The organism is Prevotella sp. kh1p2 (assembly GCF_900111525.1).
GTDB lineage: Bacteria > Bacteroidota > Bacteroidia > Bacteroidales > Bacteroidaceae > Prevotella.
In genome coordinates this window covers 1-21,659 of sequence record NZ_FOHY01000005.1, presented here as the reverse complement: position 1 = coordinate 21,659, position 21,659 = coordinate 1, and the positions used below count along the sequence as shown (strand labels likewise).

Annotated in this window: 19 protein-coding genes; 12 read left to right on the top strand and 7 right to left on the bottom strand. The window is 56.2% G+C overall.

The window, feature by feature from the left end; genetic code table 11:
* The 5 genes from dut to BMW31_RS04210 all read left to right on the top strand — a co-directional run bounded on the left by dut (position 1) and on the right by BMW31_RS04210 (position 7,606).
* Positions 1-438 (top strand): dUTP diphosphatase, encoded by a 438-nt coding sequence (dut, locus tag BMW31_RS04230; RefSeq protein WP_091821518.1) that lies wholly within the window; start codon positions 1-3, stop codon positions 436-438.
* A 24-nt stretch (positions 439-462) separates the two neighbouring features.
* Entirely contained in the window at positions 463-2,247 is a 1,785-nt protein-coding gene (locus BMW31_RS04225) for a tetratricopeptide repeat protein (protein ID WP_091821515.1), read from the top strand.
* Positions 2,228-3,121 (top strand): lipoprotein insertase outer membrane protein LolB1, encoded by an 894-nt coding sequence (locus BMW31_RS04220; protein ID WP_091821512.1) that lies wholly within the window; start codon positions 2,228-2,230, stop codon positions 3,119-3,121. The genes BMW31_RS04225 and BMW31_RS04220 overlap by 20 nt, the downstream gene beginning before the upstream one ends.
* Positions 3,122-4,765, top strand: a complete 1,644-nt coding sequence (locus BMW31_RS04215; protein ID WP_091821510.1) for a murein hydrolase activator EnvC family protein — start codon at positions 3,122-3,124, stop codon at positions 4,763-4,765. It abuts the gene before it with no gap.
* A gap of 549 nt (positions 4,766-5,314) precedes the next feature.
* The gene (locus tag BMW31_RS04210; RefSeq protein WP_091821507.1) at positions 5,315-7,606 is read left to right on the top strand and encodes a hypothetical protein; all 2,292 of its coding nucleotides are present in this window, start codon (positions 5,315-5,317) and stop codon (positions 7,604-7,606) included.
* Between the two features lie 90 nt (positions 7,607-7,696).
* Here the strand turns inward: BMW31_RS04210 and BMW31_RS04205 are convergent, their stop codons facing one another.
* The gene (locus BMW31_RS04205; RefSeq protein WP_091821504.1) at positions 7,697-8,761 is read right to left on the bottom strand and encodes a M20 family metallo-hydrolase; all 1,065 of its coding nucleotides are present in this window, start codon (positions 8,759-8,761) and stop codon (positions 7,697-7,699) included.
* 92 nt (positions 8,762-8,853) lie between these two features.
* On the opposite strand from BMW31_RS04205, the gene BMW31_RS04200 reads away from it, so the two are divergent.
* Genes BMW31_RS04200 through BMW31_RS04190 form a run of 4 tightly spaced genes read left to right on the top strand, consistent with a single transcriptional unit; the run spans position 8,854 to position 12,517 of the window.
* Positions 8,854-10,680: an AMP-dependent synthetase/ligase gene (locus BMW31_RS04200; protein ID WP_091821501.1), complete on the top strand. Its 1,827-nt coding sequence runs from the start codon at positions 8,854-8,856 to the stop codon at positions 10,678-10,680.
* Between the two features lie 48 nt (positions 10,681-10,728).
* Entirely contained in the window at positions 10,729-11,856 is a 1,128-nt protein-coding gene (gene prfB / locus BMW31_RS04195) for a peptide chain release factor 2 (protein WP_091821498.1), read from the top strand.
* Positions 11,857-11,876: 20 nt separating this feature from the next.
* Positions 11,877-12,020: a hypothetical protein gene (locus tag BMW31_RS13395; RefSeq protein ID WP_177166268.1), complete on the top strand. Its 144-nt coding sequence runs from the start codon at positions 11,877-11,879 to the stop codon at positions 12,018-12,020.
* A complete protein-coding gene (locus tag BMW31_RS04190) occupies positions 12,017-12,517 on the top strand; it encodes a CYTH domain-containing protein (protein ID WP_091821495.1) in 501 nt (166 codons plus the stop codon). The genes BMW31_RS13395 and BMW31_RS04190 overlap by 4 nt, the downstream gene beginning before the upstream one ends.
* On the opposite strand, the gene BMW31_RS04185 is transcribed toward BMW31_RS04190, so the two are convergent.
* Positions 12,429-12,869 (bottom strand): VanZ family protein, encoded by a 441-nt coding sequence (locus tag BMW31_RS04185; RefSeq protein ID WP_091821788.1) that lies wholly within the window; start codon positions 12,867-12,869, stop codon positions 12,429-12,431. The two genes, BMW31_RS04190 and BMW31_RS04185, sit on opposite strands and share 89 nt — an antisense overlap.
* Positions 12,870-12,944: 75 nt before the next feature.
* Here BMW31_RS04185 and BMW31_RS04180 point away from each other — a divergent pair, with 75 nt between their 5' ends.
* The 3 genes from BMW31_RS04180 to BMW31_RS04170 all read left to right on the top strand — a co-directional run bounded on the left by BMW31_RS04180 (position 12,945) and on the right by BMW31_RS04170 (position 16,727).
* Positions 12,945-14,303, top strand: coding sequence for a sodium-dependent transporter (locus BMW31_RS04180; RefSeq protein ID WP_091821492.1), 1,359 nt, complete (start codon positions 12,945-12,947; stop codon positions 14,301-14,303).
* Between the two features lie 29 nt (positions 14,304-14,332).
* The gene (locus tag BMW31_RS04175) at positions 14,333-15,685 is read left to right on the top strand and encodes a sodium-dependent transporter (protein ID WP_091821489.1); all 1,353 of its coding nucleotides are present in this window, start codon (positions 14,333-14,335) and stop codon (positions 15,683-15,685) included.
* Positions 15,686-15,821: 136 nt separating this feature from the next.
* Positions 15,822-16,727, top strand: a complete 906-nt coding sequence (locus tag BMW31_RS04170; protein ID WP_091821785.1) for a helix-hairpin-helix domain-containing protein — start codon at positions 15,822-15,824, stop codon at positions 16,725-16,727.
* Positions 16,728-17,229: 502 nt separating this feature from the next.
* Here BMW31_RS04170 and BMW31_RS04165 read toward each other — a convergent pair.
* From BMW31_RS04165 to tnpA, 5 genes are all read right to left on the bottom strand, one after another.
* Entirely contained in the window at positions 17,230-18,225 is a 996-nt protein-coding gene (locus BMW31_RS04165) for a D-alanine--D-alanine ligase (protein ID WP_091821485.1), read from the bottom strand.
* Positions 18,226-18,240: 15 nt separating this feature from the next.
* The gene (locus BMW31_RS04160; protein WP_091821481.1) at positions 18,241-19,305 is read right to left on the bottom strand and encodes an RluA family pseudouridine synthase; all 1,065 of its coding nucleotides are present in this window, start codon (positions 19,303-19,305) and stop codon (positions 18,241-18,243) included.
* Positions 19,302-20,141 carry a PASTA domain-containing protein gene (locus BMW31_RS04155; RefSeq protein ID WP_091821477.1) on the bottom strand — a complete coding sequence of 280 codons (840 nt, stop codon included), beginning with the start codon at positions 20,139-20,141 and terminating at the stop codon, positions 19,302-19,304. Before BMW31_RS04155 ends, BMW31_RS04160 begins: the two co-directional genes overlap by 4 nt.
* 573 nt (positions 20,142-20,714) lie before the next feature.
* A complete protein-coding gene (locus BMW31_RS13260) occupies positions 20,715-20,906 on the bottom strand; it encodes a hypothetical protein (RefSeq protein ID WP_143049146.1) in 192 nt (63 codons plus the stop codon).
* Entirely contained in the window at positions 20,882-21,343 is a 462-nt protein-coding gene (tnpA, locus tag BMW31_RS04150; RefSeq protein WP_091821473.1) for an IS200/IS605 family transposase, read from the bottom strand. The genes BMW31_RS13260 and tnpA overlap by 25 nt, the downstream gene beginning before the upstream one ends.
* Positions 21,344-21,659 lie beyond the last annotated feature (316 nt).

The window sequence follows — 21,659 nt, the reverse complement described above, 5'->3', positions numbered from 1 at the left end:
ATGGTAAAGATAAAAGTCATCAATAAAGGGCACCAGCCGCTGCCCGCATACGCCACTTCGCAAAGTGCGGGGATGGATTTACGTGCCAACATCGACGAGCCCGTTACCCTGCACCCGCTCGAGCGCAGGCTCATACCAACCGGACTGCACATCGCCCTGCCTGCCGGATACGAGGCCCAGGTGCGCCCCCGCAGCGGGTTGGCGCTCAAACACGGCATCACCGTGCTCAACACTCCGGGCACTATCGATGCCGATTACCGCGGAGAGGTGATGGTGCTGCTGGTCAACTTCTCGCCCGAAGACTTCGTTGTGAACGATGGCGAGCGCATTGCGCAGATGGTGGTGGCACGCTGCGAAAACGTCGATTTCATCGAAACAGACGAGCTCGGCGATACAGCACGCGGCACGGGTGGCTACGGCCATACCGGCGTGGAATAAATGCAGCAAAACTGAAACTGAACTTTGAAAATCAAACAAGCACATATCGCCCTGCTGGTTGTGGCGCTCCTGCTGCTCACGGCCATAGCTCCTTCTTTCGCCAAGCGCAAGAAGAACGCCCCCGTGCAGGCTCCCGTAGAGCGGCTCTCGCCCGCTGACCGCAAGCGGTTCGACTACTTCTTCCTCGAAGCCGTGCGCCAGCAGAACGCCGGCAAGTACGCTTCGGCCTACGAACTGCTGCGCCATTGCCTCCGTATTGACCCCGATGCAGCCGAAGCCTACTTCATGCAGTCGCCGTATTTCATGGCCTTGAAGCAGGACAGTGCTGCCCTGGCGTATCTCGAAAAGGCAGCATCGTTGCGCCCCGACAACTCTACCTATCAGGAGAGACTTGCCGCCAGCTACATCAACTCGCAGCAGTTTGGCAAGGCCACCGAGGCCTACGAGAAGCTCTACGCCGCCAACCGCGAGCGCATAGACGTGCTCGAAGTGCTCTCGAACCTGTACGAACAGGCCAAGAACTACGACAAGATGCTCGACGTTATAGATCGGATGGAGCAGCTGGAGGGCATGAGCGAAGAGCTTACCCTGTCCAAGGTGCGGGTCTATGAGCTCAAGGATGACAAGAAATCGGCCTACAGGGCGCTCGCTGCTTTGTGCGAGGAACATCCCAACGAACCCAACTACAAGGTCATGATGGGCAACTGGCTCCTGCAGAACGACCGCAAGCAGGAGGCCTACAAGCTCTTTCTCGAGGCCCGGAAAGCCGACCCCGAGAATGCTTACGTGCAGACCTCGCTCTACGATTACTACCGTGCCAACGGACAGGAAGCCGAGGCTGACGCGCTGATGGAGCGCATCCTGGTGAGCCCCAAGACGGCTCCTGACACCAAAGTCTCCATGATGCAGCAGCTCATTCGCGACAACGAGCAGCAAGGAGGAGACAGTACAAAGATACTATCGCTCTTCGGTCGCATGCTTGAAGCCAACCCCAAGGACACCACCTTGCGTGAACTCAACGTGGCCTACATGGCCCTCAAGAAGATGCCTCAGGACACCCTGGCCCATGCCTTGCGCGGATTGCTGGCCGTGGCACCCGACAACGCCGGCGCCAGTTTGCAGCTTATCCAGCTCCTGTGGCCCCAACAGCGGTGGGACGAGATTATCTCCGTGAGCGGCTCTGCAGCCCAGTACAACCCTGCCGAGATGCCTTTCTACTACTTCCTGGGCCTGGCCCACTACCAGAAAGATGAGAAGCAGAAGGCTATGGAGAGCTTCCGGCACGGCGTGAACGAGGTGAACGACAAGAGTGATCCTAACCTCGTGAGCGACATGTACGCCATGATGGGCGACATACTGCATGACAGAGGCAAGGACAACGAGGCCTTTGCTGCCTACGACAGCAGCCTGCAGTGGAAGCGGGACAACTATGCAACACTGAACAACTACGCCTATTACCTGAGTGAACTGGGCCGCGACCTGAAGAAAGCCGAGCAGATGAGCTACCTGACCATCAAGGCCGAGCCCAAGAACTCAACCTATCTGGACACCTATGCGTGGATTCTCTTCAAGCAGGAGCGCTACGCCGAGGCCAAAATCTACGCCCAGCAGGCGCTCCAGAACGATACGGACACCATCCAGACATCCGTCTATTACGAGCACTTAGGCGACATTCACGCCGTGCTCAACGAAGTTCCGGAGGCCGTGGACTGCTGGACAAAGGCGCTGAAAGTCGGCTCCGGCTCGCCGTTATTGCCCAAGAAACTCAAACTCAAAAAATATATAAGCGATGAAAAGACAACTCGTTAAGATATGCGTTGTGGCCTTTGTGGCCATGCTGGCTTCGTGCGGAGTCAAGAAAGCGATAGTAAACACCACGCCGAAGCCTGCCCCCGCGCCGGCTCCCGTGCAGCAGCAGGCCGCTCCGGCACGCAAGCTGGCGTTCGTGCAGAGCGTCTCCGACCGGCAGCTCTACCAGCAGAACATCGTCAGCAGCCTGTCGTTCAGCCTCAAGGCAGGCAGCAAGGACATCTCCGTTCCCGGCTCGCTGCACATGCGCAAGGACCAGGTTATCCGTCTGCAGCTCTTCATCCCGCTGCTCGGCAGCGAGGTGGGGCGCCTCGAGTTCACCCCGTCTTACGTGCTGGTGATAGACCGCATCCACAAGGAATACGTCAAGGCAGCCTACAACCAGCTCGACTTCCTGCGCGAGAACGGGCTCGATTTCTACAGCTTGCAGGCCCTCTTCTGGAACCAGTTGCTGCTTCCGGGCACGCAGAAGGTGAGCGAGACCGACCTCAGCCGCTTCGAAGCCAATCTCGAAACGGCCGGAACCACCGTCCCGGTTACCTACCGCAACGGCAAGATGACGTTCCAGTGGAACGCCTCCAGGCAGGATTCAAAGATAGAATCGGCCATCGTCAACTACCAGAGTGCTACCCACGGCATGTCCCAGTTGGTGTGGAAGTACGCCAACTTCATGCCCGTTGGCGTGAAGTTCTTCCCCGCCTGGCAGCAGTTCTCGTTCACAACGAGCGCCGTGCAGAGCCGCAAGAACGCCACCGTAACGCTCGACATGGACAAGCTGACGACCGACTCTGACTGGGAAACGCTTACAACCGTGTCCGACAGGTACAAGCAAGTGGACGCCCGGGAGGCGCTCGACAAATTACTCAAGATGTAAATGAGACGACTAATCATTATATTCATGGCTCTGGCGTGCACGCTCTCAATGGGCGCGCAGCAGAAGCGCACCACCACGCGCAGCCGTACCCGGACCACCCAAACAACCAAGAAACGAACCACCACCCGCAGGAAGACCGCCTCTACCCGCAAGAAGACGGCCACCTACACCAATGCTTCCATCCGCGGACTGCAGAAGCAACGCTCCGCCCTACAGCGCCAGCTGCGCCAGCAGGAGCAAGCTCTCAGGGCCAACAAGGCCGATGTAAAGAACCGCCTGCAGAACCTCATGGTCATTAACGGCGAGATAGAAGAGAAGCAGAAGTCGATAGAAGGCATCCAGCAGGAGATACACCACATCGAAGGAAACATCGGAATACTGAAGTCGCAGCTCCAAACACTCGAGCAGCAGCTCCGGGAACGCAGGGCCAAGTACGTGCAGTCCATGCGCTACATGGCACGTCACCGCACCGTGCAGGACAAGATGATGTTCATCTTCTCGGCCAAGAACTTCGCCCAGATGTACCGCCGGCTGCGCTTCGTGCGCGAGTACGCCTCGTACCAGAAGGCCCAGGGCGAGATGGTGAAGGCTAAGCAGCAGCAGGTGAACGACAAACACAAGCAGCTGGAGCAGGTCAAGGGGCAGAAGAACACGCTCCTGGGGCAGAACCGCAAGGCGCAGACGGAACTGCAAGGCAAGCAGACCGAGCAGCAGAAAGCCGTGGAGGGACTGCAGCGACAGCAGAAGACGATACAGGGAATTATATCCGAACAGCGGCAGAAGAACGCCGCCCTGAACGCCCAGATAGACCGGCTGGTGGCCATAGAGGTGGAGAAGGCCCGCGCCCGTGCTGCCGCCGAGGCCAAGCGAAAGGCCGAAGCAGCCGCTGCGGCCAAGCGCCGCGCCGAGGAACTGGCCCGCAAGAAGGCTGCCGCCGAGGCAGCAGCACGCGAGAACGCCCGCCGCATTGCCGAGGCCAAAGCACGTGAAGCCAAGATGAAAGCCGAAGCTCAGGCCGCCGCCGAGGCCACCCGCCGCGCCGAGCAAGCCCAGAGTGAGGCCGCCGCCCGCTCGGCAGCAGAGCGCCAGGCACGGGCCGAACAGGAGGCCCGCGAGGCCCGCGCAGCCCGCGAAGCGGCCGAACTGAAGGCCCGGAGTGACGAAGCCCGCTCGCGCAAAGAGATTGCCCGGGCCACGGAGAGTGCCGGAGAGGCGTCGCGCCTAAGCTCCGTAGACCGCATGCTGAGCGGCGGTTTCGAGGCCAACCGCGGCCGTCTGCCCATGCCCATCACGGGCAGCTACAAGATAGTGAGCCACTTCGGACAGTACAATGTCGAAGGACTCAAGGGCGTAACACTCGACAACAAGGGCATCAACATCCTCGGCCAGCCCGGCAGCCACGCCCGCAGCATCTACGACGGAGAGGTGAGCGCGGTGATGTTCTTTGGCGGTTCGTACCTCGTCATGGTGCGCCACGGGGCCTACATCTCGGTTTACTGCAACCTTCGTTCGGTCAACGTAAGCCGCGGCCAGAAAGTTTCAACCCGCCAGGCACTGGGCACCGTGGGTGCCGACAACATCCTGCAGTTCCAGCTGCGGCGCGAGTCGGCCAAACTGAACCCCGAAGCCTGGCTCGGCAGATAAAGTTCTTTAGGCCTCAACTTGTAAAATAAAGATGCCCAGAAAAGGTGCTTCCGCAACTTTCAAACCAGAAAGCGCGGAGGCACCTTTTCCGTTTCTGAACCCTTGTTCCGTGCCTCCGAAAAGCCCGTTTGCCGCCTTCGCCGTGCTTGAACGATAGCTTCAAGCCGCCCGGAGATGCCCTTCAAGCCCCTTGAAGCATAGCTCCGGCAGCCCGAAAACACCCCTTTCAAGCCCTTGAACCTATCCCTCAAGCCCTCCGAAAATAACCTAAAATACACAAACCGTTGATTTCCAACCCTTTATAAAATCCCGTTTCCGGCCCGTATTTGCCGCCAGCCACCCGTCTGTTTGCAAATACGCGAAACTGCGGAGGGTAAATGTAAGGATAAATGCAGGCCGTTTCTTGCAAATACATAGGCAGCTTTCTCGGTGTTGTTAATTTGGAGTTAAATCGCGTTAAATAAACAAAAAAACGGATTTAAGTATTAATTAATGATAATGAAGCTCTTTTTTCAGTATATTTGCAGTCAACCATTAGTTTCGGTAGATATGAAGTTTGGACTGTTATTATTCTCTTTGTTGTTTTCTTCGCTTGCTTATGGGCAGGAAACCATACGCGGCATGGTCTGCGATGAAACCGATTCTGCGGGCGTTATGGGTGTTGTAGTAGACTGTACTGCGGATTCCGTTCTCGTGGCCAGGGTGGTTACGGACGGTAAAGGAAAGTTTGCAGTTACGGCAGATGGGCGCAAAACCACTCTCATCAAGTTCACCCACGTGGGTTATGCACCTTATTTTCTGTCGCTGCCCGTGCAGAAAAAGCAGGACATAGACCTGGGTGTCATCTATCTGAAGCCCGCAGATACAGCCTTGGGCGAGGTAACCGTGGTTGCCAATGCCAACAGGATAGACAGAACCCTCGTTATACCGTCGAAACAGGATGTGCGGGTTTCAGAAGACTTTTACGGCTTGCTGCTGACCATGAACTTGCGTAACATGAAGGTTGACGTGCTCAACAAGAAAGTAACTGTTGGCGGTAAGCGCCCTTTGTGGAAAATCAATGGCATCCCGAAAGATGAAAGCGAGATAGCAACCGTGCGGCCGCAGAATGTAGAACGGATAGAATACAGCGACTTGCCGTCTGCCCGGGAGGCTGACAGAGGCTACGGAGGCGTGGTAAACATTATCCTTAAAAAACAGGATAATGGCGTGATGATAGCTGCAAATGCCATGACCGCTTTCACCACGGGCTATGTAAACGGAGGCGTACAGGCACTGTATCACAAGGATAAGAACGACTTCTACGTTACTTATTCAACCTCCTACCGCGGCTATCGGAAGTGGACAAAAGACGAGAACAGCCTCTTCATCAGTCCCGTTGATACGATTGTGAGAAACGCAACGGGTGTTGAAAGCCGCTTCGGTTATATCAGTCAGAACATCAACCTGGGCTTTATGCGTGCCATTGACGCCCGGACAGCGTTCAGCATCACATTGAGAAACCCGCTGTACTACCAGCACAACATTCCGAAATCCATTCTTCAGAACGGTGTGAACAGAGAGACAAATTCCTCTTACCGGGGATACACGCCCGCTGTTGACGTGTTTTTTGGCAAGACTTTCAGTAATAATGACCGGCTGGAGCTGAATGTTGTGGGCACGTACAGCCTGAAGGGAAAGTCTCTTTACACCACGACGGATGTCCTGAACGGACAGAATACAGGCACATACACCATGCCCGCCGACACAAAACGCCGCTCGCTGATTTGGGAAGCGTTCTATTCACACAACTTCGGGCAGATGAGGCTCATGGTTGGAGTGCAAAACACGATGGGCAAAAGCACCAATACGTATTACAATCCCAGCGTTTCGCGCGATGAATTGAGCGAAAACAACACGTATGCCTATACACAGTTAAGCGGCGCTTTGGGCAAACTGCAGTACTCACTGGGCACGGGATTGAAGTATAACAACATGGATAACGGGCAAAGACGTGAGTATTGGCGTAACCAGTCGCAGCTAACGCTGTCCTATTCTCCGTCCAAGAACCTGTTCTTACGGTATTACGGCGTGTATTATCCCACCATGCCAAGCCTGTTTGCCCTGACGAGCGTGGTTCAGAGAATAGACGACCTGCAGCTGTTGACGGGCAATCCAACCCTCCGTTCTACGCAGAACTTCTATAACAGCATGCTTGTTTCGTATTCCCGTAACAAGTTTAATTCTGACCTGCAGGTTACATACCGGTATGCTGACAGGCCTATCTTCATGCACATTGACTATGACAACGGGCAGCAACTCTTTGTTCAGAGGTATATAAACGGCATCTATGGCTCGCAGTTAAACCTTAATTATTCTGCATCACTGAAAGAGATATTCGGTTTCATGAATGTTTCCGGCGAGTGCGGTTACAGCTATTTCAGGTCTAAAGCCGAAACCCTGGCCCACACGTTGGGAAACTTCTACTGGAGCATGACGGTTCAACTGTACTATAAACAGTTCACTTTGTCTGCTTACATGATGCAGCCACGGAAAGTGCTCGACAATGAAATCATCTCAAGAGATGAGAAAGTTTCAAGAATTACGCTGGCATGGAAAAAGCAAAACCTTACACTTACGGCTGCCGTCTTTAATCCGTTTACTCCCCAAGGGAGCAACTATATAGACCAATCTCTTTCCAAGTATAATCCCGGAAAGAGCAAAGTAGCCATCCATGACAATGGGAATATGTTTACGCTTGGCTTCTCCTGGAACTTTAGTTTTGGCAACAAAGGCAATTCTTCCAGAAGAAGTTTGAACAATACGGACAGTGGCAACAGCATATTGAGGGCCAATCCGTAGGCTTGAGGTAAAAGGAGAGGGAGAAAAAAGAAAAGAGGTACGTGGCTTGCGCGTACCTCTTCCCGTTGTTTGAACAGAGGACGGAAGTTTTCAGAACTCCATTCCATCCAGCAACTTGACGTACAGTTCGATGGCGCGAGCTATCTCCGATACCTCTATATATTCGTTGGCAGTGTGGGAACGGGCGGAGTCTCCGGGCCCCATCTTGAACGAGGGGAAAGGCATGAGGGCCTGGTCGGAGAGCGTGGGCGAGCCGAACGGGCGCAACCGAAGCTCGCGGCAGCGCTTTACGAGCGGGTGAGCGGGGTCTATGTGCGATGAGTGAAGGCGGAAAGAGCGGGCCTTCACCTCCGATTTCAGGTTCTTACAGATGAAGTTGTACACCTCTTCGTTGTCGTAACACTCGTTGGTCCGCACGTCTACTGTCATCTCGCAACGGTCGGGTATCACGTTATGTTGGCTGCCGGCCTTGATGACGGTGACGTTCATCTGTGTGGCTCCGAGCAGCTCACTCACCTCGGGGAACTGGTAGTTGCGCAGCCAGTTCAGGTCGTCCAGTGCCTTGTAGATGGCGTTCTCGCCCTCACTGCGGGCTGCGTGGCCGCTCTTTCCGTGGGCAACAAGGTCGAGTACCATGAGTCCCTTCTCTGCTATGGCGGGCTGCATGCCCGTAGGTTCGCCCACGATGGCCACGTCCGTCTTGGGCAGCAGGGGCAGCACGCGCTCGATACCGTCCTTACCCGACACCTCTTCTTCGGCCGATGCCAGGTAAACAAGGTTGAACTTGTGCTGCGGCAAGGGGGCAAGAATGCGGAAAACCTGCAGGAGCGAGACCAGTCCACCGCCGCAGTCGTTGCTTCCCAAGCCGTAGATACGCCCGTCTTCGAGCGCAGGCGTAAAGGGGTCTCGCGTCCATGAGGGCACGGGCTTCACGGTGTCAAGGTGGGCGTTGAGCAGCAGCGTGGGGCGTGCGGCATCGTAGAGCGGGTCTACAGTCCACACGTTGTTGGCCTCGCGCCGGCATTCGAGCCCGCATTGGCTGATGTATGCGGCCATGATGTCGGCCGCTTTGTCCTCGCTCCTGCTTACAGAAGGGGTTGCGATAAGTTGCTTGAGCAGCTGTATCGCCGATTTTACGTATTCCTGATGTTCCATAATCTCATTGGCAAAGATAAGAAATATAATTAAAAATATTTTGTGTTTCGTTTGATTTACATTATCTTTGCATAAATTAAAAGACAAGCGCTATGCAAACAAAATGTCACCTCTCGGCCCTAATTCATGAGCAGGCAAAGAAATACGGCAACCGTCCGGCTCTCACGTTTCGCAGTTTCGGGAGCCTCAAGTGGAAGACCGTTTCGTGGAATCAGTTCTCCCTGCGGGTCAAGGAGGTGAGCAATGCGTTGCTGAACTTAGGCGTGAAGCCGCAGGACACCATAGCCGTGTTCTCGCAGAACTGCATCCAATACCTTTATACCGACTTCGGTGCCTACGGCGTCAAGGCCGTTTCCATTCCGTTCTATGCCACGAGCAGCGAGCAGCAACTGCAGTATATGATAAACGATGCGGGCGTGCGCTTCCTCTTTGTAGGCGAACAGGAGCAGTACAACAAGGCACACCGCATCTTTGCGTTGTGCCCCTCGCTGGAGCGCGTCATCATCTACGACGACAGCGTGCGCATCAGTACACACGACCCGCATGCCCTCTATTTCGAGGATTTCATTAAGCTGGGCGAGGACCTCCCGCGCCAACCGGAGGTGGAGAAGCTGCTTGGCCAGGCCAGCGACGACGATACCTGCAACATCCTCTACACCAGTGGCACCACGGGCGAGAGCAAGGGTATCATCCTCACCTACGGCCAGTATCATGCTGCCATGGAAGCTAACGACAAGTGTGTGCCCGTAGGCGAGCAGGACAAGGTTATCAATTTCCTGCCCTTTACGCACATCTTTGAACGCGGATGGGCCTACCTCGCCCTTACCGAAGGTGCGCAGATGATTATCAACACCTATCCTACGGAGATACAGCAGAGCATGCGCGAGACCCATCCCACCTGCATGTCGGCCGTTCCCCGCTTCTGGGAGAAAGTCTATACTGCCGTAAAGGACAAGATTGACCGCTCCAACACAGTACAGCAGAAACTATTTCACCACGCCCTGGAAGTGGGGCGTCGCCATAATGTGGAATGTCTGGGACGCGGCAAGCGTCCGCCTCTGGCATTGGCATTGGAGTACAAGGTGCTCAACAAGTCTATCCTGAGCCTTGTGCGCAAGCAGATAGGACTGGAGCATCCCAACATCTTCCCCACCGCCGGAGCAGCCATCTCGCCCGAAGTAGAGGAGTTTGTACACTCCATAGGCATTGATATGATAGTGGGTTACGGCCTCACCGAGAGCCTTGCCACTGTGTCGTGCGACCATCGAGGCGAACCTTTTACCGTGGGTTCCGTGGGCCGTCCCATCGATGGAATACAGATAAAGATAGGTGAGAACGACGAGATACTGCTCAAAGGCCCCACTATCACCCGCGGCTACTACAAGCGCGAGAACCTCAATGCCACGGCTTTTGATGCCGACGGGTTCTTCCATACGGGCGATTCCGGCTTCATGCGCGACGGTGAACTCTTCCTCAAAGAGCGCCTCAAGGACCTCTTCAAGACTTCCAACGGCAAGTACATAGCCCCGCAGATGATAGAAGCGCTGCTGCTGGTCGACAAGTACATCGACCAGGCTGCAGCCATCGCCGACCAGTACAAGTTCGTTTCGGCGCTCGTGGTGCCGGAGTTCCGCCTGCTTGAGGAATATGCCCGCGACCACGACATCGCCTTCGAAGGCCGTGAGGACTTGTGTGCCAATCCTGCCATTCAGCAAATGATGATGGAGCGAATAGAGACTTTGCAGCAGGGACTGGCCCACTACGAGCAGATAAAGCGCATCACGCTGCTGCCTCACCACTTCTCAATGGAGTCGGGAGAACTCACCAACACGCTCAAGCTCAGGCGCCCCGTGATATACAAGAACTATCAGAAAGAAATTGACCAGATGTACTGGGAGCCGGCCGGTACCAGGCAGTAGCGTTGCTGTCTGGGGCTTTTGCAGCTTCCATTCATAATATCCCGTATAATGATAACAGCCGACCAGTTGAAGGATGTGACGGAACGCGTCGAGGCGTTGCGCCACTATCTGAACATAGAACAGAAGCAGGTAGAATTTGAAGAAGAGCAACTGCGCACGCAGGCCCCCGACTTCTGGGACGACCCACAGCGCGCCCAGGAGCAGATGAAGAAAGTAAAAGGCATCGAAAAGTGGCTCAAGGGCTACGAACAGGCCCGCCAGCAGGCCGAGGAACTGCAGCTGGCAGTGGAGTTCTTCCATGAGGACATGGTGACCGAAGCCGAAGTAGATGCCGACTATGCCAAAGCTCTTGCCACCATTGAGGACTTGGAACTCAAGAACATGCTGCGCCAGCAGGAAGACCCGATGGATGCAGTCATGAAGATAAACTCCGGAGCCGGCGGCACTGAAAGCCAGGACTGGGCGCAGATGTTGATGCGTATGTACATGCGCTGGTGCGAGTCAAAGGGCTACAAGGTTACCATCTCCAATCTTCAGGAGGGCGACGAAGCCGGCATCAAGAGCGTAACGATGGAGATAGAGGGCGGAGAATACGCCTACGGTTTTCTCAAGAGCGAGAACGGAGTGCACCGGTTGGTGCGCGTGTCGCCGTTCAATGCCCAGGGCAAACGCATGACCAGCTTCGCCAGCGTGTTCGTTTCGCCGCTCGTGGACGATACAATAGAGGTCTTCGTAGACCCGGCCCGCGTGTCGTGGGACACCTTCCGGTCCAGCGGAGCGGGCGGTCAGAACGTGAACAAGGTGGAGTCCGGCGTCCGCCTGCGCTACCAGTATCAGGATCCGGACACAGGAGAAGAGGAGGAAATCCTCATCGAGAACACCGAAACCCGCGACCAGCCGAAGAACCGGGCCAAAGCCATGCTGCTGCTGAAGAGCCAACTCTACGACCGTGCCATGAAGAAGCGGCTTGAAGCTCAGGCCAAGATAGAGGCCGGAAAGAAGAAGATAGAGTGGGGAAGTCAGATACGCAGCTACGTCTTTGATGACCGTCGGGTGAAAGACCACCGTACAGGATACCAGACAAACGATGTGGATGCCGTGATGGATGGCAAGTTAGACGGCTTTATCAAGGCCTATCTGATGGAGTTCCCCGTTACCGATGACGATAATCAATAACCTAAATAAATAATACGAATATGAGTGAAAATAGCAAATTACACCGCGCCCAGCGCGAAGCAAGACAGGAAAAACAGGCCAAGAAGGTCATCAAATGGATATTCGGCGTTCTCATTCTGCTCGCCGTCTTCTTTATGATTTATTCTTTCTACATCGTGCAATGAGCGGATTGGAGATAGAACGCAAGTTCCTGGTCAGGAAAGGCGATGCCTACAAAGGTGTCGCCTTTTCCAGCAGCCACATCCAGCAAGGCTACATTCCGGCCGACGGTGCCACGGTGCGCATCCGCATCCGCGACAACCAGGCCTATCTTACCATCAAGTCCAAGTCAGTTGACGGCGGCCTGTCACGCTACGAGTTCGAGAAGGAAATAACGCTCGACGAGGCCCGACAGCTGCTCAAACTCTGCCGCGGAGGCGTCATCGACAAGCGCCGCTACCTTGTCAAGAGCGGCCCGCATACCTTCGAGGTCGATGAGTTTTACGGCGACAATGCCGGTTTGGTGATGGCAGAAGTAGAGCTGAAGACCGCCGATGAACCTTTCAAAAAGCCCGATTTCATCGGTCCAGAGGTCACCGGCGACCGTCGTTTTTACAATTCAGTCCTGCTGACTTGCCCTTTCTGCGAGTGGAAAGATACCTTGCCAGCAGAATACCGATAAGTTGTCCGAGCAGTACTCCTATGCCGTCGGCTGCAAAGTCAAGCCAGTCGCCGCTCCGCCGGCCTCCGGTACAGGTTGCCTGCACTATTTCCACGAGTCCGCCCATGAGCAACGGAGCGGCAAACAGCCACCAGAAGGCATGCTTCCACTCAATGGGGGCATGCCTTCTGGCGTATTCCACCCACATTACCGAGCACAATCCGCCGTACATAACGAAGTGAGTCCACTTGTCAATGAGCCTCACCTGGCCCAGTGGATTATCGGGTATGGGAACGAGACACAACACCCAGATGAGCACGGCGATACTGCCGGTAACGGGATATTTTGTTATCAAACGGAATGAATTTCTCATTTTTGCTTTCATTTCTGATGCAAAAGTAGATTAATTTTTATAATTTTGCACGTGTTTAATCTACAAATGTGAAGCATGACAGAGGAAAGAGGCAATTTTGGCAGTAAGCTCGGACTGATTTTAGCCACCGCAGGAGGAGCCGTGGGTCTGGGCAACGTGTGGCGTTTTCCCTATATGACGGGCGAGAATGGGGGCGCAGCGTTCATCGTGATTTATATTGGCTGCGTGCTGCTTCTTGGCATTCCGTGCATGCTCTCGGAGTTTATCATCGGCCGTCACGGTGCCTCCAATACCTTCAGAGCCTATTCCAAACTCTCCGGGGGCACGCCTTGGAAGTTCGTGGGCCTGCTCGGCGTACTCACCGGATTTCTCATCACGGGCTACTATGCCGTAGTTTCGGGCTGGTGCCTGCAGTATATCTACGCCTCCATCGTTGGCGAGCTGCACGGCGACCCCACGTATGTGAAGACCTACTTCACCGACTTTTCAGAGGATGCAGTGCGCCCCGTGCTCTGGACAGTCATCATTCTGTTCGTTGCCCATTTCGTGATTATCCACGGCATCCGGGGCGGAATAGAGAAAGCCTCCAAGTGGATGATGCCCACGCTCTTCGTTCTCCTGCTCATTATCGTTGTGGCCTCGTGCCTGCTCCCCGGTGCAGCTAAGGGCGTAGAGTTTCTCTTCAAGCCCGATTTCGGCAAGCTCAACGGCAACGTATTCCTGGGAGCGCTCGGCCAGTCGTTCTATTCGCTCAGTATCGCCATGGGCTGCATCTGCACCTACGCTTCCTATTACACCCGCCAAACCAACCTGCTCACATCGGCCGTCCAGGTGGCCGTCGTCGATACTCTTGTGGCCATACTGGCCGGACTGATGATTTTTCCGGCGGCGTTCTCCGTGGGCATCAATCCCGACAGCGGCCCCTCGCTCATCTTCATCACCCTTCCCAACGTGTTCAACCAGGCCTTCTCGGCGCTGCCCGCAGTGGGGTGGGTGGTCTCGCTGCTGTTTTACGTGCTGCTGTCGCTGGCTGCACTGACTTCTCTCATGTCGCTTCATGAGGTGAGTACGGCCTTCTTTTACGAGGAACTGCACATCAGCCGCAAGCGCGGAGCCGTCATCGTAACGGTGCTCACGTCGGTTATCGGAGCCTTCTGCTCGCTCTCCCTGGGCAGCATGAGTTGGCTGCAGGCAGGCGGGAAGTCGCTGTTCGACATTTTCGACTTCGTTACCGGCCAGATATTCCTGCCCGTAGGCGGGTTCCTCACGTGCATTTTCCTGGGCTGGTATGTGCCCAGACAGCTTGTGCGCGATGAGTTTACGAACTGGGGAACGCTCTCCGGCCGCTTCTTCGGTCTGTTCCTTTTCATGGTGCGTTACGTGTGCCCGCTGGCCATCTTGGCCATATTCCTGCACCAGTTCGGCGTTATATGAGGCGGAGAATACAAACTGCAACATAGCTTATGACACAAGAGAGAGGACATTTCGGCAGTCAGATAGCCGTCATCCTGGCCACGGCAGGCTCGGCGGTGGGACTGGGCAACATCTGGCGGTTTCCCTACCTGACGGGTCAGGACGGCGGCGCAGCCTTCCTGCTTATCTACATCATGAGTGTGCTCGTACTCGGATTGCCCGGCATGACGGCCGAGTTCATCGTGGGGCGCCACTCTGCCGCCAACGCTGCCCGTGCCTACGCCAACCTCGGCGGGCGCCGGTGGGCGCTCGTAGGCTATATGGGCGTGTTCACTTCCATGATTATCCTCGGCTTCTATGCCGTAGTGGCAGGCTGGTGCCTGCAGTACCTCGTGACCTCTCTCATGGGCCAGCTAACGGGCGATGTTGCGTCGGCGCAGCGCTATTTTGCTGCCTTTTCGTCGCATCCCGTTATCCCCACACTTTGGACGGTAACGTTTATCCTCCTCACCCATGCCGTGGTAACCAAGGGCGTTAGGCGCGGTATAGAGCGCGCCTCGAACCTGCTCATGCCCCTGCTCTTCGTGTTGCTGCTGGTCATTGTGGTGGCTTCGTGCTCGCTGCCGGGTGCCATGAGGGGCATCGAGTTCCTCTTCAAGCCCGATTTCAGCAAGCTCAGCGGCAGCGTATTGCTCGATGCGCTCGGCCAGTCGTTCTTCTCGCTCTCGCTGGGCACGGCCTGTCTGTGCACCTACGCGTCGTACTTCAGCCGCCAGACCAATCTTCTGGGCTCGGCCGTGCAGATAGCCGGGGTTGATACCCTTATCGCCATACTGGCCGGGTTGATGATTTTTCCGGCGGCGTTCTCCGTGGGCGTAAACCCCGGCAGCGGCCCCTCGCTCATCTTCATCACCCTGCCGGGCGTGTTCGGGCAGGCCTTTGCGGACATGCCGGCCGTGGGTTACGTTATCAGCGTGCTGTTCTATGCGCTGCTGTCGCTGGCTGCGCTCACCTCAACCATCTCCATGCACGAGATTGGAACGGCCTTCTTTTACGAGGAACTGCACATCAGTCGCAGCCGCGGTGCGTGGATAGAGACTGCCTGCTGCGTGGTTATCGGCATCCTGTGCTCACTCTCCTGCGGCGCAGCAGATATCAGCGTGCTGGGCAAGTCGTTCCTCGATGCCTGCGATTTCCTTACTTCCAACATCCTGCTGCCGCTCGGTGCGCTGCTCACCAGTATCTTTGTGGGCTGGCGAATACCCCGACAGATTGTGCGCGACGAGTTCACCAACTGGGGAACCTTGCGCAGCCGGCTCTTCGGCGTGTGGCTGTTCACGGTGCGGTGGGTGTGCCCCGTGTGCATTGTACTGGTGTTTGCGCACCAGCTCGGGCTGCTGTAAGATGCTTTGGCCGTACAGCCGGAGCCGGTAAACGGTAGGTTTCAAAACCTCCGGCCGCCATATATAATAATGTAGGAGGTTGTACGTTTGTATGTTGAGGAGCCCGCGCGGCCGCCTTGCTGTCAATGAGAATACCATGCACCTGAAAGAGTTTTTCTTTGTACCCAAGTCGGACAGGGCAGCCGTTGTGTTGCTCCTGGCGGCTGTAGTCGTGGCTATTGTCGCGCTGCACGGCCTCGGTGGCGGCGACGAAGCTACCATGCTGGCTGCTGCCGATAGCTTGCCGAGCCCCAAACGCAGCGCCGGCAGCCCCCCGACACAGGCTTATGGCGAATACTACCGGGTGGAGGGCCGCCCTGCAGAGCGCTTCTTCTTCGACCCCAACACAGCCGACAGCACCCAGCTGCTGCGCCTCGGCCTGCGCCCTTGGCAGGTACGCAACATCTACAAGTACCGGGCTGCGGGCGGAGTGTACCGCCGTGCGGCCGATTTTGCGCGTCTCTACGGCCTTACGGTAAAGCAGTTTCGCGAACTGGAGCCCTACATCCGCATTTCGGCCGACTACCTGCCGGCCTCTCGTTTGGTCTCCCGCAACTCTGCGGAGGCACCCGTCTACAGCCGCGACACGCTGCTCTACCCGCAGAAGATGCAGCCCGGAGAGACGGTGGAGCTGAACGCTGCCGACACCACACGGCTGAAGAAAGTGCCCGGCATAGGCAGCTGGTACGCCCGCCAGATAGTGTACTACCGCGAACGGTTGGGCGGATACGCCAACCGGGAACAGCTGTTGGAAATCGAGGGATTTCCCAATGAGGCGCTCGCCTACTTCCGGCTGGAGCCCGGTTCGGTGCGTAGACTCAACCTGAACAAGCTCACCATGAGCCAGTTGCGCCGCCATCCGTACATCAGCTTCTATCAGGCAAAGGCCATCTGCGATTACCGGCGCCTCAAGGGGCCGCTCCGCAGCCTGGACGATTTGCGGCTGCTGCGCGACTTCCCGCCTGCTGCCATCGCCCGTTTGCAGCCTTACGTGGAGTTTTAATCGCTCGTTCAGGAACTTTTGACAAGTGTCACACCATCATTCGACACTTGTCACACAATCGTGCGACACTTGTCGAAAGTTCCCGGAGTTGGTGTTTTAGCTGCCCAAATCATTCATTCAGTCCCGCTGTTTGGCGCTTTTTGCGTTGTCGTTTGCCCCCGGCTGTTGGGCTGCAGCTGTTCCTATCCTTGGAAAGGGGAGGTTAGTGGGGGATGACGGGAGTCCACCCCAGCCCTCCCGAAGGAGGGAGCACTGCCGTAACCAGAGGCTGAATAGGAGCAAAGACGCCATACAATGAAGTGCAGCAGCGGTTCCTCTCCTTGGAAAGGGGAGGTTAGGGGGGATAACGGTGTGGGCAGATGCGGTGCGACTGCATGTAGTACAAAGGGCGGAAAGTGAGGAACAGCGGTTGGAAATGATAAAAAACATCCGCCCCAGAGCAATGTGTGGGGCGGATGTTTGTGAGTTCACAGCTGCCTGAAAGAGCCGGCAGAAGAAGCACTTAGAACTGATTTTCTACGATGTCTGTCAGTACCTGCTTGATGTCAAGGCCGGCGGCACGCACCTGCTGGGGGATGAAGCTGGTGGCGGTCATGCCCGGCGTGGTGTTGATTTCGAGCATGTTAATCCGGTCGGTGCCGTCCTTATCCTTGGAGATGATGTAGTCTATGCGGATGATACCGTTGCAGTGGAGGATGTCGTAAATCCTGCTGGTCTCCTCGGCCACCCTCTGCGCCGTTTCGGGAGCTATGCGGGCAGGCGTAATCTCCTGCACCTGGCCGTTGTATTTTGCGTCGTAATCGAAGAATTCATTGCTGGTTACAACCTCCGTAGCGGGGAATACGACGCTCTTGCTGCGCGTCTTGTAGCACCCTATGGATATCTCGGTGCCCTGCATGAAGCTCTCAACCATCACCTCGTCGCTCTCCATAAAGGCCACGCGAAGGGCCGGTGCAAGCTGGTCGGCGTTCTTAACTTTGGACACGCCGAAGCTGGATCCGTCGGCTGCCGGCTTCACGAAGCAGGGCATGCCGATGCGTTTCTCAATCTCGTTCTCGTCGTACGCCTGCCCGCGACGCAGCAAGATGCTGTCTGCCACGTTGATACCGAAGCCGCGCAAGTAGTTGTTCAGCACGTACTTGTCGAACGTCATGGCCTCCACCAGCACGCCACTGGTAGAGTAGGGAACGTGCAGCAGGTCGAAGTAACCTTGCATCATGCCGTTCTCACCCGGCGTTCCGTGTATGGTGATGTAGGCGTAATCGAAGACTACAGCTTTGCCGTTCTCCATAAAGGAGAAGTCGTTTTTGTCTATCTTGGCCGTCTTTCCGTCTGCCATGTTTACGTGCCAGTTCACGCCGCGGATATCGACGATGTAGACGTTGTAGCGCTCCTTGTCGAAGAAGGAGTACAAGCCTTCGGCCGAACGCATGGAAACGTCGTGCTCGGACGAGTCGCCACCGCATACGATAGCGATGTTTCTCTTTAAATCTTTCATGTTTTCTTGCTTTTTCTATTCATCAAATGTGTTGTTTGTAGTGCCGCTGATGTAGCCTCGCCACTTGGCGATGAGCTGCTCCATGTCGGCCGGAAGCGGCGAGCTGAAGTCCATCTGCCGGCCCGTGCGGGGGTGAACGAAGCCCAGCGTGCGGGCGTGCAGGGCCTGCCTGCTGCAGAGTTTGAAACAGTTCTGGATAAAGGCCTTGTACGTGGTGCTGCGGTTTCCGCGCAGTATCTCGGTGCCTCCGTAGCGTTCGTCGCCGAAGAGAGGATGGCCGATGCGCTTCATGTGGGCGCGTATCTGGTGCGTGCGGCCCGTCTCGAGGATGCACTCCACGAGCGTGACGTAGCCGAAGCGCTCGATGACACGGTAGTGGGTAACGGCCGGCTTGCCTGCACTGCTGCCGGGTTCGAACACCGTCATGCGCAGCCGGTCTTTGGGGTCGCGGGCTATGTTGCCCTCTATGCGGCCCTCGTCTTCGATAAAGTTGCCCCAAACCAGGGCGTTGTAGCTGCGGTGGGTGGTTTTGTTGAAGAACTGGGCGCCGAGCTTCGTCTTGGCTTCCGGCGTCTTGGCAACCACCAGCAGGCCGCTGGTGTCCTTGTCTATGCGGTGCACCAGGCCCACTTCGGGGTCGTTGGGGTCGAACGAGGGCAGGTCTTTCAGGTGCCAGGCCACGGCATTGATGAGCGTGCCATGGAAGTTTCCGGCTCCCGGATGGACAACGAGGCCGGCCGGTTTGTTCACCACCATGAGGTCTGCATCTTCGTAAATGACTTCGAGCGGGATGTCTTCAGCCTGTATGGTGCTGTCGTGCTTGGGGCGGTCCAGCATTAGGCTGATGGCGTCCAGCGGGCGTACCTTGTAGTTGCTCTTCACGGGCTTGCCGTTCACATGGATGAAACCGGCGTCGGCAGCCGTCTGTATGCGGTTGCGACTGGAGTGCTGCATGCGCTCGGCCAGATACTTGTCGATGCGCAGCGGCTGCTGACCGCCGTCCACAACTACCTTCCAGTGCTCGTAGAGCAGTTGCTCCTCCTCGTCTATTTCGTCTATGTCGGCAATGATGTCTGTCATTTTTCCGTTTTCTTTTCCTTAGCGTTCTTGAGCTGGTGGGCCGTGGAGAGCGTCGTTACCGATGTTTGCCTGGCCGATGAGGTTTGCGGAACGGGCTCCTTGGCGGGAGGCGTCTGCGGCTGTGCCGGATGCCTTGCAGGTGCCTGGGGCTGCTCCACGGGCGTCTGCGGCTGTGCGGGAGCCTCCTTCACTTCTTCGAATTGGTCCTCCTGTCCGCTCTCGTCTACCTCCTCGAATTCGGGATATACCGGGTCGATGTAGTCCACCGAGTCGTCTTCGGCACGCAGTCCGTTGCCCACCTCGATGATGAGCTTGTCCTCAATCGAAATCCTGTCGCCCGCCACCACGTGCCTTCCGCGCACGATGATGCCGTAAACCCAGTCCTTCTCTCCGGCCACATACTGTGGCTGTCCGAGCTTGAAGCCTATCGCGGTGAGCTTGGCCATGGCCTCGCGGAGCGAACTGTTGTCTATCACATCGGGCAGAGTGATGGTCGGAGTGTGCAGGGCGTTGATGGTGATATAGATGATGTGGCCCGACTTTACGCGCTCTCCGGGCGCCGGCTCCTGCTCCAGAACGCAGTCGGCGGGCAGGTTCTTCACGTATCCTGTATCGCTCACGACGTAGCGAAGGCCTGATGCAGAGAGGATATCCTCCATCTGACTGAACGATTTATGCCTGATGTTGGGCACTGGTATTGACTCCCCATGGTGCGTATAGAAGTCAAGACCGAACTTGACGCCTACACTCAGCAGTATCACCACAATGACCATGGCAAGCAAATTGCCCCAAAGATACTTGCTTACAAACTTGCCTGCAAATTCCGATGACTTCATCCTTACCGGTTGGAATTATATATTTAGGTGCAAATATAGCCATTTAAAATGAAACGGCAGACAAAAGTAAGGAAAAAGTACATTTGGAACAGCAAAGGCGGGGGCTGCGGGTGCGGGCGCAGACTTTAAGTTGATGGGGCTGTGAGGCTATGGTCTGGTGGGTAAGAAGGCGATGAGGGCGACCCCTCCAGGGTCGTTTTCCTCTTCTGACAACGCACCGCATGCCTGCTCCCTCACTCCGTTCACTCGCCGGCATGCGGTTACCTGATGGGGCGCCCCTACCGGGGCACGGAGCAGGATAGATGCACCATGGCTTCCGTTCGATATGTATGCCCATCACCGCGACAAGGTATATGCCCTCCGAGTGATAGAGATTGACGCGGCGCAGGCCCTGATTAGGGCCGGAGGCAGCAGCAGACCGCAAAGCGGTCGCCCATTCAAGTAACCGCATGCCAGCGAGAGAGCGAAGCGAACGAGCAGGCTTGCGGTAGGCAGACTGTTGGGGCAGCGACCCTGGAGGGGTCGCCCTATGCAGCAGCCGTCAGTCTTTCCTACCCCTACAGGCACCACCCACTACTCCAGCAGTACATCCACGCCACGCTCACCGGACAGCTCGCCCCCGCAGGGGCGCCCCATCATGTAACCGCATGCCAGCGAGAGAGCGAAGCGAACGAGCCGGCTTGCGGTAGGCAGACTGTTGGGGCAGCGACCCTGGAGGGGTCGCCCTATGTAGCAGGTAGCTATTCCACCCAGTCCTGTTGCCAATATTTTTCGTTCCGGTCTATGCCGTTCAGCTCCATGAGCTGCTTCACCTCGTCCTGTAAACTTAGCTTGGCATGGTGCTCCTTCTGGCTGGCAATGTATCTGATAACGGCATCCTTCTCGGCCATGCAGTACGTGAGGGCGCAGTAGGATTTAGCCCAGCCCTCGAACAAAGGGAAGAGCGCGGGTTCCGACTTCATGTAGTTGTGCGCCGCCACCTTAACAATCTTCACGAAGTCGGCCACCGTCAGCGTAGGCGGCAGGCCCACGAAGAGGTGCAGATGATTAGGCATGCCGCCGATGCGGAACAGCTTTACCCGATGATGTTGGCAGATGCCGAAGATGTAGTTGTACAGACTGCGCTCGCCGGCTTCGGCAATTACGGGGCGCGAAGCATGCGTACGGAAAACGATGTGATACAGAAGTTTGGTGTAGCTCATGGTGCGAAGATAGCTAAAAGTCGGGGTATAGGCAAGCAGTTCCCGTAGATTTTTACGGCAGCTATGGCAAAAAGACCGTAGGAAACTACACGCTCCGTTCCCCCTCCCGGCATCAGCAGCACGGCTGCGCCCTTTGGCATGGCGCGTCGAGAACCGGCAACGGCGTGCGTATAAGGCAGCGTGACCTGTACTGAATAAGTTGACAGTTTACATCAAACAAAAAAAGTAAAAAGTCATGAAACAGTACAATGAAATCGAAAAACTGGAGTTATTACGTCGGTACCTCACGAGTGGCCTGTCGATACGCGCCTTTTCC

Excerpts from the sequence above, each read along its gene's own strand:
- BMW31_RS04215 (WP_091821510.1), top strand. The coding sequence starts at position 3,122 with ATGAGACGACTAATCATTATATTCATGGCTCTGGCGTGCACGCTCTCA.
- BMW31_RS04170 (WP_091821785.1), top strand. The coding sequence starts at position 15,822 with ATGCACCTGAAAGAGTTTTTCTTTGTACCCAAGTCGGACAGGGCAGCC.
- BMW31_RS04200 (WP_091821501.1), top strand. The coding sequence starts at position 8,854 with ATGCAAACAAAATGTCACCTCTCGGCCCTAATTCATGAGCAGGCAAAG.
- BMW31_RS04190 (WP_091821495.1), top strand. The coding sequence starts at position 12,017 with ATGAGCGGATTGGAGATAGAACGCAAGTTCCTGGTCAGGAAAGGCGAT.
- BMW31_RS04165 (WP_091821485.1), bottom strand. The coding sequence starts at position 18,225 with ATGAAAGATTTAAAGAGAAACATCGCTATCGTATGCGGTGGCGACTCG.
- BMW31_RS04205 (WP_091821504.1), bottom strand. The coding sequence starts at position 8,761 with ATGGAACATCAGGAATACGTAAAATCGGCGATACAGCTGCTCAAGCAA.
- BMW31_RS04185 (WP_091821788.1), bottom strand. The coding sequence starts at position 12,869 with ATGAGAAATTCATTCCGTTTGATAACAAAATATCCCGTTACCGGCAGT.
- BMW31_RS04210 (WP_091821507.1), top strand. The coding sequence starts at position 5,315 with ATGAAGTTTGGACTGTTATTATTCTCTTTGTTGTTTTCTTCGCTTGCT.
- BMW31_RS04155 (WP_091821477.1), bottom strand. The coding sequence starts at position 20,141 with ATGAAGTCATCGGAATTTGCAGGCAAGTTTGTAAGCAAGTATCTTTGG.
- BMW31_RS04175 (WP_091821489.1), top strand. The coding sequence starts at position 14,333 with ATGACACAAGAGAGAGGACATTTCGGCAGTCAGATAGCCGTCATCCTG.
- BMW31_RS04220 (WP_091821512.1), top strand. The coding sequence starts at position 2,228 with ATGAAAAGACAACTCGTTAAGATATGCGTTGTGGCCTTTGTGGCCATG.
- tnpA (WP_091821473.1), bottom strand. The coding sequence starts at position 21,343 with ATGAGCTACACCAAACTTCTGTATCACATCGTTTTCCGTACGCATGCT.
- BMW31_RS04160 (WP_091821481.1), bottom strand. The coding sequence starts at position 19,305 with ATGACAGACATCATTGCCGACATAGACGAAATAGACGAGGAGGAGCAA.
- dut (WP_091821518.1), top strand. The coding sequence starts at position 1 with ATGGTAAAGATAAAAGTCATCAATAAAGGGCACCAGCCGCTGCCCGCA.
- BMW31_RS13395 (WP_177166268.1), top strand. The coding sequence starts at position 11,877 with ATGAGTGAAAATAGCAAATTACACCGCGCCCAGCGCGAAGCAAGACAG.
- prfB (WP_091821498.1), top strand. The coding sequence starts at position 10,729 with ATGATAACAGCCGACCAGTTGAAGGATGTGACGGAACGCGTCGAGGCG.
- BMW31_RS04180 (WP_091821492.1), top strand. The coding sequence starts at position 12,945 with ATGACAGAGGAAAGAGGCAATTTTGGCAGTAAGCTCGGACTGATTTTA.